At 65.1% G+C, this 16230-nt stretch carries 14 protein-coding genes; 1 reads left to right on the forward strand and 13 read right to left on the reverse strand.

All coding sequences use genetic code 11. The features are described 5' to 3' along the window. Nucleotides 1-71: 71 nt before the first annotated feature. Genes ABIF91_RS30945 through ABIF91_RS30990 form a run of 10 tightly spaced genes read right to left on the reverse strand, consistent with a single transcriptional unit; the run spans nucleotide 72 to nucleotide 10578 of the window. Complete coding sequence (locus ABIF91_RS30945; protein ID WP_028176745.1) at nucleotides 72-1046, reverse strand: sugar ABC transporter substrate-binding protein; 975 nt, start codon at nucleotides 1044-1046, stop codon at nucleotides 72-74. A gap of 42 nt (nucleotides 1047-1088) precedes the next feature. Beyond that, nucleotides 1089-2066, reverse strand: a complete 978-nt coding sequence (locus ABIF91_RS30950; RefSeq protein ID WP_028176746.1) for an ABC transporter permease — start codon at nucleotides 2064-2066, stop codon at nucleotides 1089-1091. Then, nucleotides 2063-3013, reverse strand: coding sequence for an ABC transporter permease (locus tag ABIF91_RS30955; RefSeq protein ID WP_028176747.1), 951 nt, complete (start codon nucleotides 3011-3013; stop codon nucleotides 2063-2065). Before ABIF91_RS30955 ends, ABIF91_RS30950 begins: the two co-directional genes overlap by 4 nt. Then, a complete protein-coding gene (locus tag ABIF91_RS30960; protein ID WP_028176748.1) occupies nucleotides 3006-4529 on the reverse strand; it encodes a sugar ABC transporter ATP-binding protein in 1524 nt (507 codons plus the stop codon). The genes ABIF91_RS30955 and ABIF91_RS30960 overlap by 8 nt, the downstream gene beginning before the upstream one ends. Further along, the gene (locus tag ABIF91_RS30965) at nucleotides 4526-5920 is read right to left on the reverse strand and encodes an FAD-linked oxidase C-terminal domain-containing protein (protein WP_284279153.1); all 1395 of its coding nucleotides are present in this window, start codon (nucleotides 5918-5920) and stop codon (nucleotides 4526-4528) included. Before ABIF91_RS30965 ends, ABIF91_RS30960 begins: the two co-directional genes overlap by 4 nt. 55 nt (nucleotides 5921-5975) lie before the next feature. Next, complete coding sequence (locus ABIF91_RS30970; protein WP_028176750.1) at nucleotides 5976-6860, reverse strand: intradiol ring-cleavage dioxygenase; 885 nt, start codon at nucleotides 6858-6860, stop codon at nucleotides 5976-5978. A gap of 15 nt (nucleotides 6861-6875) precedes the next feature. Continuing rightward, nucleotides 6876-7778: an NAD(P)-dependent oxidoreductase gene (locus tag ABIF91_RS30975; protein ID WP_035669390.1), complete on the reverse strand. Its 903-nt coding sequence runs from the start codon at nucleotides 7776-7778 to the stop codon at nucleotides 6876-6878. 21 nt (nucleotides 7779-7799) lie between these two features. Further along, nucleotides 7800-9173, reverse strand: coding sequence for an amidohydrolase family protein (locus ABIF91_RS30980; RefSeq protein WP_028176752.1), 1374 nt, complete (start codon nucleotides 9171-9173; stop codon nucleotides 7800-7802). A 5-nt stretch (nucleotides 9174-9178) separates the two neighbouring features. Then, complete coding sequence (locus ABIF91_RS30985; protein ID WP_028176753.1) at nucleotides 9179-10258, reverse strand: maleylacetate reductase; 1080 nt, start codon at nucleotides 10256-10258, stop codon at nucleotides 9179-9181. Then, complete coding sequence (locus tag ABIF91_RS30990; protein ID WP_028176754.1) at nucleotides 10255-10578, reverse strand: Dabb family protein; 324 nt, start codon at nucleotides 10576-10578, stop codon at nucleotides 10255-10257. Before ABIF91_RS30990 ends, ABIF91_RS30985 begins: the two co-directional genes overlap by 4 nt. Before the next feature lie 107 nt (nucleotides 10579-10685). On the opposite strand from ABIF91_RS30990, the gene ABIF91_RS30995 reads away from it, so the two are divergent. Beyond that, the gene (locus ABIF91_RS30995) at nucleotides 10686-11609 is read left to right on the forward strand and encodes a LysR family transcriptional regulator (RefSeq protein WP_028176755.1); all 924 of its coding nucleotides are present in this window, start codon (nucleotides 10686-10688) and stop codon (nucleotides 11607-11609) included. A 55-nt stretch (nucleotides 11610-11664) separates the two neighbouring features. Here the strand turns inward: ABIF91_RS30995 and ABIF91_RS31000 are convergent, their stop codons facing one another. The 3 genes from ABIF91_RS31000 to ABIF91_RS31010 form a co-directional block, all read right to left on the reverse strand. Next, the gene (locus ABIF91_RS31000; protein WP_028176756.1) at nucleotides 11665-13197 is read right to left on the reverse strand and encodes a glucosamine inositolphosphorylceramide transferase family protein; all 1533 of its coding nucleotides are present in this window, start codon (nucleotides 13195-13197) and stop codon (nucleotides 11665-11667) included. A gap of 29 nt (nucleotides 13198-13226) precedes the next feature. Beyond that, nucleotides 13227-14402 carry a glycosyltransferase family 4 protein gene (locus tag ABIF91_RS31005; protein ID WP_028176757.1) on the reverse strand — a complete coding sequence of 392 codons (1176 nt, stop codon included), beginning with the start codon at nucleotides 14400-14402 and terminating at the stop codon, nucleotides 13227-13229. A 238-nt stretch (nucleotides 14403-14640) separates the two neighbouring features. Beyond that, nucleotides 14641-15987: a lipopolysaccharide biosynthesis protein gene (locus ABIF91_RS31010; protein WP_028176758.1), complete on the reverse strand. Its 1347-nt coding sequence runs from the start codon at nucleotides 15985-15987 to the stop codon at nucleotides 14641-14643. Nucleotides 15988-16230: the final 243 nt, after the last annotated feature.

The raw sequence follows: 16230 nt of genomic DNA on the forward strand, positions 1-16230 counted from the left end.
TCTCCGTTTCTTGCTTCGGTTCTTGGGACGGCCGCCGAAGCGGCCGTCCGGGCTTGTCGTGATCGACAGGCTTACTTGATGCTGAGCTTACCGGCTTCCTCGAAGGTGGGGCATTTGCGCTGCTCCAGCGGCACGTCGAACGGCTGGTAATTGTCCTTGGTGATCACGGTCGGCTTCAGCACGATCTCGGCGATGATGGGCTCATTGCGCAAGGACCGGATCGCCATCATGGTGCCGAGGCAGCCTTGCGCAAAGCCGTTGTAGTCGCCGCTCGCCAGCAGCTTGCCTGACTTGATCGCGTCGATCGCCTCCTTGGTGCCGTTGATGCCGATCACCTGGGCCTTGCGATTGGCACCGTCGAGCGCCTCGATCGCGCCGACCGCCATGGCGTCGTTGGCGGCGAGCACGCCGTCGATCTGCGAGTTCGACTGCATCAGGTTCTCCATGACCTGGAGCGCCTGGAGCCGCTGGTAGTTGCCGGGCTGGGAGGCCAGGAGCTTGGCGCCCGGATTCTCCTTCAGCGCGTCGTTGAAGCCGCGGACGCGGTCGACATTGGTCAGCGAGCCCTTGACGCCCTCGATGATGACGATGTTGCCCTTGCCGCCGAGCGTCTTGAACAGGAAGCGCGCGGTCTCCAGCCCGAGGCTGTAGTCGTCGGCCCCGACGAAGGACAGGAACTTGCCGCCCGCAGAACGGTCGGTGATGTTGACGACCGGGATCTTGGCCTCGTTGATCTTCTCGACCCCCGGGACCATCGCCTTGTAGTCGACCGGCGTGAACACGATTGCGCTCGGCTTCTTGACCACGACGTCCTCGATCTGGCTGAGCTGCTCGGGGATCGAGTCCGGCTTGGTCGGGATGTACTGAAGCGTCTTCGCGTTCAGCGTCTTCGCCATGTTGTCGGCGCCGACCCGCACCGTCTGGAAGAACGGATTGGTCTGGTTCTTGGTGAAGACGGCGATGGTCTCGCCGTCGGCGCGCGCCCCGGTGGTGAACGCGGCCGCCATCAGCAGCGGCAGCGCCAGATAGCCAAGTTTCTGTTTCATGTTGCCTCCATCCCTCGTTTTGCTTGTTGGATCTCTAAGTGCTCATTGCGCGCGGCGGCGGGTCTTCATGTCGAGCCAAACCGCGAGAATGACGATGACGCCGGTGACGAGCGGCTGCCAGTTGGCGCTGACCGAGAGCAGGTTCATGCCATTCAGCACCAGGGTCAGGATCAGCGCGCCGATGAAGGTGCCGAACACGGTGCCGACGCCGCCGAACAGCGAGGTGCCGCCGATCAGCACGGCCGCGATCGCGGGCAGCGTCAGGCTCTCGCCGATGTCGGCCTCGGCCGAATTGAGCCGCGACAGGAAGATGATCGAGGCGAGTCCGGCCATGGTGCCGGAGACGGCATAGACCAGCAGCAGGCGGCGCGCGACCGGGATGCCTGAGAGCCGCGCCGCGACCGGATTGGCGCCGATCGCATAGATCTCCTGGCCCCAGATCGTGCGCTGCGCGAAGAACGTCCCGATCCCGAGAAAGACCAGCAGCAGATAGACCGGGATGGGCAGCCCGAACAGGTAGCCGCTGCCGATCTGGCGGAAGCCGGCCGGGAAGCCGTGCAGGGTCTCGCCCGCCATGTACCAGTAGGTGAGGCCGTTCAGCACCCAGAGCATGCCGTAGGTGGCGATGAAGGAGGGGATGCGGAGCGCAGTGACCATGATGCCGTTGAGCAGGCCGACGATGCCACCGCAGGCAAGCCCGGTGAGGATGCCGAGCGCCGGCGAGCCGGTCGTGTGGATCACGGTCCCGGCGATACAGGCGGACAGCGCGACATTGGCGCCGACGGACAGATCGAGGCCGGCGGTCAGCACCACCAGCGTCAGGCCGGAGGCGATGAAGAAGGTCAGGCTCGCCTGCCTGAGCACGTTGAGGATGTTGCCGAGGCTCAGGAAGGAATCGCTGAGCACGGCGAGCACCGCGCAGATCAGGAGTGCCGCGAGCAGGCGGTAGAACACCTGGATCGCGTCCTGCGAGAGGAACGAGCGGGGCGGCGCGATGGCGTTCTTGGTGATGTCGGTCATGCGCGGCTCCTGAGGCCGTCGAGGAACAGGGCAACGATGACGAGGACGCCGACGCTTGCGACCTGCACGGAGGACGGCAGTGAGATCAGGTTCAGCCCGTTGCGCAACACGCCGACCGAGAGGACGCCGAGCAGCGTGCCGAGCAGCCAGCCATTGCCGCGCTCGAACGAGGTGCCGCCGACGGCGACGGCGGCGATGGCATCGAATTCGAGACCGAGGCCGGCGGTGGGATGACCGGAGTTCATCCGCGCGGTCATCAGCAGGCCGGCGATGCCGGCCATGGCGCCTCCGATCGCGTACACCGCGATCAGGAGCCGGTTCGGCGAGAGACCGGCATAGCGCAGCGCCTCGCGGTTGCCGCCGAGGGCGAAGATATAGGTGCCGAACCTTGTATGATAGAGCAGCACGTGGAAGACCGCGTAGGTCACCAGCGCCATCACGATCGGAACGGGGACTCCGAGAAGCGTCGCCGAGTAGATGTCGCGCACGCTGTGGGGAATGCCGACCACGCTCTGGCCGTCGCTGACGATCAGCGACAGTCCCTGCGCCATGCCGAGCGTGCCCAGCGTCGCGACGAAGGGCGGAATGCCCACGATCGCGACCAGCCAGCCATTGGCGAGGCCGAAGGCCGTGCCGACCAGCAGGCCGGCACCCAAGCCGAGCAGCATCGACTTGGTCGCGAGCGACACGAGGGCGACGCAGAGCGAGGTCAGCGTCAGCACCGCGCCCATCGACAGATCCAGCCCCTCCGTCATGATGATCAGCGTCATCGGCAGCGCGAGCATGGTCAGGATGGTCGACTGCACCAGCACGTTGGAGAGATTGGCGACCGACAGGAAGCCGGGCGCGATCACGCTGAACAGCGCGATCAGCAGCACCAGCACCATGGCAACGCCGGGAATGCGTTGTAGCGGATTGGGCTCCGAGACGATCGCGGCTTCACGCATGATGCATCCCCAGTCGCACGATGTTCTCCTCCGTCAGCTCGCTGCGCGTCAGGTGCCCGGCAATGCGCCCCTCGCGCATCACATAGGCGCGGTCGCAGACATGGCAGATCTCGACCTGCTCGGACGAGATCATCAGGGCCGCTGCGCCTTCCGCGACGAGGCGGTCGATCAGCGCAAAGATCTCGGACTTGGCGCCGATGTCGATGCCCCGCGTCGGCTCGTCGAAAATGAACAGCTTCGAGCCCGCCGCCAGCCACTTGCCGATCACGACCTTCTGCTGGTTGCCGCCCGAGAGCAGGCCGACGGTTTGCCGCGCACTCGGTGTCGCGATCCTCAACTGGCGGATCAGGCCATCGGCGGTGCGCTGTGCTCTGCGCTGGTCGAACAGGCCGCTGGGGAACAGTTTTCGCAGCGCCGACACCACCAGATTGTCGCTCACCGACCGCAGCAGCGCGAGGCCCTCGCTCTTGCGGCTCTCCGGGATCAACGCGATGCCGCGGCGGGCGGCGAGGTCCGGCTCGCCGGAGATGGTCTTGCCATCGAAGATGATCTGCCCTGATGTCACGGGGTCGGCGCCGAAAATAGCGCGCGCGACCTCGCTGCGACCGGAGCCGACGAGCCCGCACAGGCCGACGATCTCGCCCCGGCGCACCTCGATATTGATGTCCGAGATGCCGGTTGGCGCGGTCAGGCCCTTGACCTCGAGCAGCAGCTCGCCGGGCTTGTCGGCAAAATGGCGCGGATAGGTCATGTCGACGTTGCGGCCGACCATCATGCGGACGAGCTGATCCGGCGTGACGTCAGCGGGACGGACGCCGTCGATGCGGCGGCCGTCGCGCAGCACGGTGATGCGATCGCCGAGTGCGAACACCTCGGCCATGCGGTGCGAGATGTAGACGATGGACACGCCGTCTGCCTTCAGCCGCGCGATCAGCGCGAACAGCAGCTCGGTCTCTCGGTCCGACAGCGCCGCGGTCGGCTCGTCCATGACCAGGATGCGGGCGTTCTGGCTGATCGCTTTCGCGATCTCGACCATCTGCTGCTGCGCCACGCCGAGCTTGTCGACGGTGGTGGAGGGATCGATGTCGAAGCCGATCGTGCCGAGCACGCGCCTCGCATCGGCCAGGATCTTCCGGCGGTCGATGGTACCGGGGATGCGGCCCTTCGGCTCGCGACCCAGGAAGATGTTCTGGGCGATATCGAGATGGGGGACCAGCGAGAATTCCTGGAAGATCACGGCAATGCCGAGCTTCTGCGCGTCCGCGGTGGAGTTGATCGCGACCGTCTCGCCCTTGTAATAGAACTCGCCGGCGTCGGCGCGGTAGGCGCCGCACAGCACCTTCATCAGGCTCGATTTGCCGGCGCCGTTCTCGCCCAGCAGCATGTGGACTTCGCCGGGATAGACGGCAAAGGACACGTCGTCCAGCGCCTTGACGCCGGGAAACTCCTTGCTGATGCCGCGCAGCTCCAGCAGCGGCGTGGGCGAGGTGACCTCGATCGGAAGCGCGTCGCTCATGCCTTGGCTCCGCTCGCAAAGATCTTTCCGGGGTTCATGAGACCATTTGGATCGAGCGCGGTCTTGATCGACCGCATCACGTCGACGGCTTCGCCGAGCTCGTCAGTGAGGTAGTCGATCTTGCCGAGCCCGATGCCGTGCTCACCGGTGCAGGTGCCGTCCATGGCGATGGCGCGGGCGACCATGCGGGCCTGCAGCGCCTTGGCGCCTTCGGCCTCCTCCGGCTTTGCCGGGTCGATCAGGATCAGCATGTGGAAATTGCCGTCGCCGACGTGACCGACGATCGGCGCGACAAAGCCGTGCTGGTCCGCGTCGCGCCGCGTCTCGGTCAAGCATTCCGCCAGCCGCGAGATCGGCACGCAGACATCCGTGATCACCGCGCGTGCGCCGGGGCGCAGGCCGAGGCCGGCATAGAGCGTGTTGTCGCGGGCGTGCCAGAGCCGGCTGCGGTCTTCCGGCGCCTTCGCCCAGGCAAAGCCATGGCCGCCATGATCGGCGGCGATGGCCTGCGCCGCTTCGGCCTGTTCGGCCACGGAGCCTTCGGAGCCATGGAATTCGAAGAACAGGGTGGGGGCCTCGCGATAGCCGAGCTTGGCATAGGCATTGATGCCCCGCATCATGACGTCGTCGAGTAGCTCGATGCGCGCCACGGGGATCGCGGACTGGATCACCGAAATCGCGGTATCGACGGCATCGTGCAGGGTGTCGAAGCTGCACACAGCGGCCGAGATGGCCTGCGGCACCGGATGCACCTTCAGCGTGATCTCGGTGATGATCCCGAGCGTGCCTTCGGCGCCGACGAACATGCGCGTCAGGTCATAGCCGGCGGCCGACTTGCGCGCGCGCCGGGCGGTGCGGATCACGCGGCCATCGGCCAGCACCACCTCCAGCGCCATGACATTGTCCTTCATGGTGCCGTACCGCACCGCCATGGTGCCGGAGGCGCGCGTCGAGGTCATGCCGCCGATCGAGGCGTCGGCGCCGGGGTCGATCGGGAAGAACAGGCCGGTATTGCGCAGCTCGGCATTGAGCTGCTTGCGCGTGACGCCGGGCTGCACCACGACATCCATGTCGCTGTCGTGCACTGCGAGAACCTTGTTCATGCGTGCGAAGTCGAAGCAGACGCCACCGGCGACCGCGGCCGCGTTGCCTTCGAGCGAGGTGCCGGCGCCAAACGGGACGATCGGCATGCCTGCGCCGGCGCAGAGCTTGACGATGTCCGCGACCTCCTGCGTGGTTTCAGGGAAGACCACGATATCGGGCGGCAGGCTCCGATAATGCGATTCGCTCTGCCCATGCTGATCGAGCACGCCGCGCGCAACGCTCGCGCGCGGGCCGATCATGCCGGTGAGGCGCTCGGCCAATATATCCGTGCTGACCCGCGGTCCCATCCTTAAGCTCCCGTCTGCTCCCTGCTGCCGGACTCTTGTTGGTCCGTAGCCCAGCTTAAGCGGCTCTCGCGTTGCTCGCGACCTGCTTTAGGCCGAAATCGTAGTTGAGATGAAAATACTCGGTGTCCACCATGCGACCATCCGGCGCACGGCCGGCGGGGCGGCGGACGAATTCCCGTATCAGGCTGTCCTTGACGCCGAACACCACGTCGCTGTCGAGATACTGGTCGCCTGCGACGAACACGTGAGTCACGAGCTTTTCGAACCCCGGTGCCGAGATCATGAAGTGCACATGCGCCGGGCGCCAGGGATGGCGGCCCTGAGCCTCCAGCATCTCGCCAACCGGACCGTCATGCGGGATCGGGTAGGCCGCGGGCTTGATCGACCAGAAATGGAAGCGGCCGCTCGCGTCCGTGTGGAAGCGGGCGCGCATCGCGAGATCGCCGATGGCCTCGAGCTGCTGCACGTCGTAATAGCCGTCGTCATCGGAGTGCCAGACGTCGACCACGGCACCCGCAAGCGGCTTTCCGTCGACGGTCGAGACCGAGCCGGTCACCAGCATCGGATCGCCTTCCATCGGACCGGAGATGTCAGCGCCGCTGTCCTTCTCCGGCGCGGCCTGGACGAAAAATGGGCCGAGCACCGTGGTCTCGGTCGCGCCTTCCGGCACCGGATGGTTGATGGCGTCGACCAGCATGGAAACGCCGAGCGTGTCCGACAGCAGGATGAACTCCTGGCGCTTGTCATTGCACATGTGTCCGGTGCGGGTCAGGAAATCGATGCCGTACTCCCATTCCTTCTGGGTCGGCCGCACCTCACGGACAAAGGCATGAAGGTGACGCACCAAGGCCTCGCTGATTTGCTTGATGCGCGGATCGGTCGCCCCTGCGATCCGCTCCAGCACCGCGTCGGTAATCGTGTTCTCGTTGAAGTTACGCATGCGTGCCTCCGTTGATCACAGCTTCGGTTCGCCGAGGCCGGACAGCCGTTCGAGATGCTTGACGGTTGCAATGAAGTCGGTGTCGCCGTCGCCCTGCGCCACCAGCGAGCCATAGGTCTCGCGCACTTGCGCCGCGAGTTGAAGCGGCACGCCGACGGCGTGCCCGGCACCGAGGATGAGATCGAGGTCCTTGGCCATCTGCCTGCAGGAGAAGGTGGACTCGAAATCGCGGGTCCGCAGCGGCGCGGTCTTGTACTTCACCATCGGCGAGGCGATCGCGCTGTCGTCGAGCACCTTCAGGATGTCCTGCCAGGCGATGCCGCCCTTGCGCGCCAGCGCCAGGCTCTCCGCCATCATCGCGGCCGACACCGCGATCATCAGGTTGACGGACAGTTTTGCGTAGCGGGCTTCCTCGGCCGGGCCCAGGTAGGTCTGCGCGCGGGTAAAGGCCGCGAACAGCGGCTTTGCGTTCTCGAAGGCCTGCTTCGGCCCCGAGACGAAGCAGGTCAGCGCGCCGGTGTGGACGATGCTGGCATTGCCGGAGACCGGCGAACGGAGATAGGAAATGCCGCGCGCCTGCGCTGCGGCCGCAACTTCGGTCGAGGCCTCGACGCTGACGGTGCTGGTCTCGATCAAGACGGCGTCGGGTGCCATCGCGGCGATGAGGCCGGAGGAGCCGAGCAATGCGCCGCGTAGCGCCGAGTCATCGGGCAGGGACGTGATAACGGCCGGCTTGCCGCTCACGGCGGCGGCCGGCGAAGCGGCAACCGAAACGCCGAGTGAGCGCGCCTCGTCGAGCCGTGCGGCACTCTGATCGAAAGCGGTCACGGCATACCCGGCCTTGATGACGAGCGCCGACATCGGCAGACCCATCTTGCCGATTCCGATGAAAGCAACATTCCTGGAAGCGTCAGTCATTGTTCCTGTCCAATGGCGCTGCTAGGCAGCGCGTCCCTGTCGTTCGATGTCCTGCACCAGCCGCCGGCCGGATTGCGCCAGCAGCTCTTTCTTCGTCTCCAGTCCCTCGGCCAGCAACCGGCCGTTACGTTTCTTCCAGGCGCCGCCGATCATCACGGCCTCGATGTTGGCGAGGCTCGCCTGCATCACGACGGTGGCGACGGGGTCATGCACCGGGACAAGATTGAGATCGGAGGCGTTGATGATGACGAGGTCGGCGAGCTTGCCCGGCGTCAGCGAGCCGATCTGCCTCTCGCGGCTGAGCATGCGCGCGCCCTCCGTCGTGATCCAGCGGAGCGCCTCGCGCACGGGGATCGTCGTGGTTGGCGGAATGGTGCCGCTCACTTTGCGAGACTCCGCATTGTCGAGCGCCCGCTGCATCGACAGCGCAGCGCGGGCGGCGGAGAAGAGATCGCCTGCCAGCACCGATTCGAGATCGATGCCGATCGTCGGCCGAACGCCGCGCTTGAGGAGGCGTCCGGTGATCGGGAAGCCGTGGCCCTGGATCATCTCGTTCTCAGGCGTCACCGAGAAGGACACGCCGAGATCAATCATCCGGTCCAGGAGTTCATCCGGCAGATCGTTGCCATGGACGATGTTGACGCCCGCGCCGACGAGGCCGGCCTCGATCAGCTGCTCCCAGCCGCCGGGCGTCTTGGCCGGACCGCCGCCCTGATGCATCGATGCAATCAGCTCGAATTCTCGCGCCAGGCGGAAATCGTGCATGGCGACGTCGAGCGTCGAATAATGCGGACCAAGGATCGCAAGACCGAGCGTGACGAGGCCGTCGCGGTCGGCGAGGGGACCTGCGAGCAGCCGCTCGACCTCACGGCGCGGATGCGGGATCTCCGAGAAATGCGGCTCGCCTGGCTTGGGCTCGGGCTTTGGGGAACCGTGGAAGAAGGCGGCGCGGATGCCGCTCTCGATCAGGCCGCGCACGGCGGCATCAGTGTGATCAGGCGTCGGATTGTTGTGGCACCAGTCGACCAGCGTGGTGACGCCGTGGTTGATCTGGTTCAGCGCGCCGACCAGCGTCGCGATATGGATGTCCTCGGGCCTAAACACGGTCGCGAGCCCGGCATGCATGCGGCGGAAATATTCGAGCAGCGTCCAGTTCGCGGCATAGCCGCGCAGGCCCGTCTGCCAGGTGTGCATGTGCGCGTTGATCAGGCCGGGGATGACGATGCGCCCGGCGCCGTCGACAATTTCGGTCTCGCCGGCACCACTACCGAGCTCGATCGACGGGCGCACGTCGACGATCCGGCTGCCTTCGACCAGCACATCGCCGCTCGAAAGGTCGCCGATCGCGTCATCCATGCTGATGACGGTGGCCGATTTGATCAACGTGCGCCGCATCGCTTTCACGCCGCCGCTTTTGCAGTGCCCGGCGGCTCGCCGGCCCATGCGCGTGCAATCAGGTCGCGGATGGCGTTTGGCTCGAGCGGCCGCGGATTCCAGTAGGCATTGGTGACGGCGAGGTCGGCCGCCTTGTCGATGCCGCTTTGGGGCATGCCGATATCGCGCAGCGCGACCTTCGCACCCAGCCGCTCCGCAAGCTCGAAAAGCCCCTGCGACGGATCTGCAGCGCCGATCGCGCGCGAAATGCGCGCCATCGCGTCGGGCACCGCCGGTGCGTTGTAGGCCAGCGCATGCGGCAGCACGATGGTGTGGGTCTCGGCGTGCGGCAGGTCGAAGGTGCCTCCGAGCGTGTGGCAGAGCTTGTGATGCAGCGCCATGCCGACATTGCCAAGGCACACGCCGCACAGCCATGCGCCGTAGAGAGCCTCGGTGCGGGCCTCGCGGTCGTTGGCCTTGGCGGCGATCGCGGGCAGGGCACGTGCCAGCGCGCGGATGCCTTCTTCCGCCATCAGCGATGTCACGGGATTGGCGTCGCGGGCATAGAGCGCCTCGACCGCATGGGCGATCGCATTGATGCCGGAGGTTGCGGCGAGGCTCGCCGGCAGCGTCAGGGTTAGATCGACATCGTAGATCACGGTCTCCGGCAGCACGGCAGCATCGCGGACCGTGGTCTTCAGGCCGTTCTCGGTCTGCCCGACGATCGGTGTCATCTCGGAGCCGGCATAGGTGGTCGGAATGCAGAGCTGGTTGACGCCGGTGCGCAAGGCCAGCGCCTTGCCGAGACCGGTGGTCGAGCCGCCGCCGAGCGAGACGACGCAATCGGCGTCGCACGCCTTCAGCGCCGCGAGCGCCCGTTCCGTGACCTCGACCGGCGTATGCATGGTCGCGCCGGAAAACAGGCCGGCGTAGAGCGGGCCGAGCGCGGCGCCCAAGCTCTTGCCCTGCGCCTCCTGCTGCGGCGTCGTCAGCACCAGCGCGCGCCTGCCGCCGAACCGCTCGACCTCGGCCTTGGCGGAAGCCAGCGTTCCGCTGCCGAACACGACGCGGCAGGGCAGGTTTTCGTAGGTGAACGAGCCGATCATGCGCCGGTCTCTTTGATGGGATAATCGACCTGGAAGCGTCCGATCCGCAAGTCGCCCAGCGCCTCGCGGACGCGCAGATGTTCCGGATGGTTGGCGTAGGCGGCAAGCGCCGCCTGGTCGGTGAATTCGGAGAACAGGACGACGTCGCAGGCGTAGTCGACAGCGCTGACGTCGAGGCCGACCTCGATATGGGTGAGGCCGTCGATCCGGCCCTTGAGGCCCTCGAACAGCGTCTTGACCTTGACCCGCGCGGCGGAGCGCTCCTCGGGGGTGTCCCCGCGCAGCCGCCACATCACGATGTGCCTGATCGGGCCCGACATTTCCCAGTTTCCTCGCCTGCGATAGTGCTTTGTTGGTGCCATTTTGCCTTGCAGAAATCGGAAATAAAGGTCAAAAATTGTAAGTCTCTTTTCCTGTTTTTGAAAAAATGGACCGGCTTCTCCAACTCGAGGTCTTCTCCAAAACCGCTGAACTCGGCAGTCTGTCCAAAGCTGCCGACGCGCTGCGGATGTCGAATGCGGCTGTCAGCCGTCATCTCAGCGCGCTGGAGGAGCGGCTTGCGGTCCGGCTGATCGAGCGCAACACGCGCCGGCAATGGCTGACCGAAGCAGGGCAGGAGCTCCTGCAGCGCTGCGGCACGCTCTTGAACGAATTGGCTGAGGCTGAGGATGCCGTCTCCGACCGCGCGCTGTCGCCCAAGGGCATGCTGCGCGTGACGAGCTCGTTGTCGTTCGCGATGATCTACCTCGCGCCGATGCTGCCCGCCTTCCGCGCGCTCTATCCCAATCTCAGCGTGCAGATCATCAGCGCAAACCGGTATCCCGACTTCATCGAAGCTGGCATCGACGTCGCGATCCGCACGCGGGAGCACGAACCGGACTCCAACATCATCGTCCGCCGGATCGGCCAGATGCACCGTGTGCTGGCTGCGGCTCCCTCCTACCTGGAGAAGCACGGCCGGCCGGAGCATCCCGCCGATCTCGCCCGCCACAATATGCTGATCTACAACCTCGCCAACGATCCCTATTCGCTGCGGCTGAGCCAGGGCAGCACGACGCAGACCATCCGCATCGCGCCGACGCTCGACAGCAATGACGGCCAGATCATCTGTGGCGCAGCGCGTGCAGGGCTGGGCATCCTGATCCAGCCGCTCTATATCGTGCAGGGTGATATCGCGGCCGGCCGGCTGGTGCCGGTCCTGATGGGCTGGGAGCTGCCTCTGCTCACCATGAACATCGCCTATCAAAACCGCGTCAGGCTGCCCGCCAAGATCAGGGTCTTCTCCGACTTCCTGGTCAGCCACATCCGCGAGCATTCGCAGCCCGGCATCTGGATCGACGCGGCGAAGTGAGCGGGCAACCCGAGAGTTCGGGTCGCCGTGGGCGGATCGGCGAGCGAAACGCAGATCAAACAGCCGAACTCGGGCTGGTTCGCGCAGACACGACCGTCGACGGAAAGTGACTCGCGAACGCGCGCGTCTTGGGTTGGACGCGCGATCCGTCGATCACCTCAAGCCGGCCGCAGCGGTTCAAGGTATGCAACTTCCTGCCGGGCCATAGCGGTCCGGGCTTCAGAGAGTGGCGGACGATCTGCTTGAACGCCGTCGGCGACAGGTCGACCACCTCCGCCAGGGCGAGCGCCGCGCCGTATCCGTCGGCACAATCCTGGACCGGTCGCCACAATTTGCCATTGAGGGTGACGAAATTCCCCGCCGGCCGCGTGCTTGCGCGGTCGATCAAGACCGGATTGCTGGCGTGGGGCAACCAGGGCCCCAAGAGGCGGTCGGCGTAGTAGATCGCCAGCGAATCCGAATAGCCACCCGAGCCGTCGCGCCAGGCGCCAAATAGATAGTGCAGGCCGTTGTGCCGCGTGATCGTGGCGTCGGCCAGCTCGAGGCCGGAAAGGAGCGTCGCATATCGCTCCCATTTGTCCGGAAACCGAACGCATTTGTAGAGGGCGACGTCCCCCCGCGTCGAGCTCTCCGGGATCATCCACAGCTCGCCATCGTCTTCGATCAGAAACGGATAGGAGAGGTGCCAGGGCTCCTCCAGCACCGGCATCACCTCGCCGACCGGCCCCGCGTCACTGAACTCGATCGCCGAAATGATGCCTTTTCCGACGCGGTGATCGAGATCCTCAAAGAAGACGAATGTGCGTCCCTGCCACGAGATCGGAAAGGGATCGGCGTAGAAGTGGTTTCCAGGATCTCCCAGCACGTTCCAGCTTGGGCCGGATAGATCTCCGGTCTGCCAGACGCCTCCGCCGTCATTGACGCGCCATCCGATATGCCAATGCGGGGCATAGCAGCAGAGGCGATAGATCTCCTTGGCGATCGATGCGGCAAGGCCGCGAGCGACATAACCGACGGGCTCGCGGCGCAAGCCATCGCCGGCGGGGCGCGCCAGCTGCGGCACAATGCGCGGCCTTCCCGACAGGACCGCCGCCACCATGGTCAGGGTTCGCGCCATGACGGTTTCGAGCGCGCCGCTGAGGCCCGCGGCAATCTCTCCGGATGGATGGCCGCGGTCGAGGACCGAACCGTCGACCTCGTTGACGATGCCGATCACCGGCAGGTCGCCGGCGAGAATGGCGGCGAGGGCGGCATTTTCGCCCGCAGCTCCGTTGAACAGCGGACGCAGATACAGACGGGCAGACCAGTCCGGATCCCGCGCGGCGCCCGTAAAATCGACGATTATATCGGCGGCGCCGCAAGCCTGCGCCCCTTCCGGAACGATCTTCAGCCTGTCTGCGCCGCCATGTTTGCCTTTGCGCAGCACCACGCGTTCGAGCTCGAACAGGGCGTCGAGACCAGCGGGCCGCGGCTCCGCCGTTGGCGCCCATACGATTCGTACAGGCACGTCCCGGCCGTCGATCGACAGCGTCTCGCGGGACATCCATTGCCGCGCGTAGTCGCGTTCACAGCGAAACTCGATGATCATGTCGAGCCAATCTGTTTCAACGGATCATGTCAAATGACCTGCTCGAGAATACGAACGTATTCGTCAACCATCGCATCTACCGAATAGCGCAATCTCAGGCCTTTGGCGTTTTGTCGCAGTTCGTCGCTCAGGTGCTTGTCCGTCAACAGCGTGGAGACGGCTGCGGAGAGCTTCGCATGGTCGGCGGCATCGACGAAGAGCGCAGTCGGCCTTCCTTCGTAGGACAACACTTCGCGCAGGACGGGAAGATCGGTCACGACCGAGGGAACACCGGCGTTCGCGGCCTCGACAGCGGCGAGACCGAAGGTTTCGGCCTGTGTCGGAAAGACGAACACGTCCAGGCAGGCCAGGAAGTCCGCCATCCGGCTGGGAGGAATCTCCCCGAGCCAATGCACTCGGTCCGAGACGTTCAAATCGTTCGCAAGCTGTCTCAGTCGGGCCGCGTCGGCGCCCTGGCCGGCGAGGGCGAGGCGCCAGGATGGCTGATCCGGCAACAGACGTATCGCCAAATCGAGCCGCTTGTGCGGATGCAGCCTTGCTGCGCAGCCGAGCAGGACGCAGTCCGGCGGCAGGTTGAACCTATGTCGTGCAGCCTCCTTCGACAGCGTGAGGGCCTTGTCGTCGAAGCCGTGAGGCACATGCACCATGCGCGACCGGTAGGCCGCGGGGTAGCGCGAATATTCGCGCTGCATGTCCTTCGAATTGAGCGTGATGCAGTCGAAGAAGCCGAGGCTGCCCATGACGATGTCGGCGGTTCGGACCGGCCAGCTCATCGACATTGCGGATGAAACCTGATTTGCGACAACCGGTGCACGGCTGACGAGGCGCGTCACGCCACCGCCGATGACGTTGCCGAAATGTTGGAAAGTCAGGACGGCGTCGGGCCTCGTGGCCCTGATATGGCGGCCGAGCGTCCGCAGCATCCGCAGCAGCGCCACCGGATTGCCCGGCCGGCTCCGCGCGCAGTAGAGCGTATCCGGCGGCTCATCGAAAGAGTCCGATTTGCGGAAGAAGAATAGATTGGTGACCCGGTAGCCGCGAGCGGTGAGCCCGGCGCCGAGAAGCCGCGAGATTTCCTGCGCACCGGCGTTCTCGGCCTGGGTTTGCGCGAGAAGCACGTGCAGTTTCGGCCCGCCGTTGTCCGGCCGCGCCAAAGCCATCGCGCTCGTCTCGCCCAATTCCTTGTTCGGCTGATAGTGGAGCACGAATCCCGACCTGCTAAAGAAACGAAATCTTCACCTTCTTAACTCCGTACCTATCATGCGGGTATCGCCCGGACATCGGCTAGCAACAAACGGAGTTAATGCGAGGCCTTTGCAACGACATCATTCGCGCGGTATTTCCGCTGTTTCCCCGACGGTGCGCGGCGAGTGCGTTAACCAATCGGTCTTGCACGCTGCCGGCGCGTGCCTGCGGATTCCTCGAGCAGCGACCTGATGACATCTAGTCGCTCGAGTCCGCGCCGCGAACTGCATAGTTGCCGCGCCTCGAAGCAGAGAAGCGCAGGAGCACGAGGACCGAAGGATCCACCCCGGATCGCCGGCGGCAGAGGACATTCAGGGCAATGGTCGCGAGCGCGAGCGACACCGTCGCCGAAATCGCCGCGCCAAGCACGCCGAGCCAGGGAATGAGGACGATAAATCCCACGAGCCGCAGCGCGACGTTGGCGGCAACGACCGGCACATAGATTCGTTCATGGCCGGTCAGCTGCAGGATCGCAGCAGACGGGCCGCCTGCCGCCTGGATGGCAGTTCCGATCGCGAGCACGATCAAGACCGAGTGCTGTGCGGTGAAATGAGGTCCGAACAGGTTGAGGAGATAGGGACCGCCGATCCAGATGATGACGAGTCCGGCGATCACGCAAAGTGCGGTCACTTCCGCCATCAACCGCAAGGTCCGCTCGAACTCCCGGTGGTTCTTGCTGAAATACAGCGACGGAAGCCGGCGCGCGCCGAAAGTGTACAGCGCTGCGGACAGCATGGCGAAGATATTGGCGAGGCGCGAGGCGGCAAAGTAGATTCCGGCGGTCGTCGGATCCAGCATCCAGTAGACCAGAATGACGTCGAAATACTGGTTGGCGGCTTCAAGGATGGATGCGAGCCAGAAGTGAAGGGCGCTCGATCGCCAGCGAGACGTCTCGGTGCGCGCCGGCGTACCGCGCAAGTCCGGCAGCACTCGCGCGATCGAAATGACCTGCGCCACCAGGCCCACCGACATGGCCATCGTCATCACCGCGATCAGCTCGGTGGGATCGAGTTGCCGATGGCCGAGCAGCATGGCGAGCAGGAACAGGACGACGATGACCCGCCAGAAGAACTCGCGATTTCCCTCGCCCATGAGAATGCTGACCAGCGAGCGAGCGATCTGGCTCCCAAGCATCACTGCGGCGTTGACGGCCGTGTAGGCCGACACCGCGAGGATCAGCAGCCACCAGTCGCCTCTCATGCTTGCCACGATGGCGATCCCGGCGATCACGATCAGCATTGCGACCGAGGCAATCTTGAAGCTCGACAGGAGGACGCCTTTGGTAAGGTCCGGCCTGTCACTGACCTGATACTCGTTGAGGAATCGCACCAGCAGGGATTCCTGGCCGACCAGTCCCAGGACGGCTGCGATCTGGGCGACCGAGAGCCAGGTCGCAAAGATGCCGAAGCCATCGGGCGACATCGTTCGTGCCGCCAGCGAGAACAATGCAAACGCGAGCACGCCGCTGCCAACCTTGAGGAGGATGGTCCCGGCAACTCCGCGCGTGACATCGCGCCGCATGAACTGGAGGATGGCTTCGATCATGGAGGTTTAAGGGGCTGCGCTCCCCTGAAGAGGCGTGTTCCGATACCGGCGACAACCTAGCATGCTGCAACGGCGCGAGTGTTAATGGACGAGATGCAGGGTCTCGCCGGCCGCGACGATATCGCGGCTACGTCGGCTGCTTCACTCTGGAACATCGTCGTCCTCATTGTCCCGGTTGGTGCAAAGTCCAGCTCGACCGACTGACGGCCTAGCGCCGCATCGACGACCGAAGAAGACGAGATC

It is taken from the genome of Bradyrhizobium sp. USDA 241, from assembly GCF_049739505.1.
GTDB lineage: Bacteria > Pseudomonadota > Alphaproteobacteria > Rhizobiales > Xanthobacteraceae > Bradyrhizobium > Bradyrhizobium liaoningense.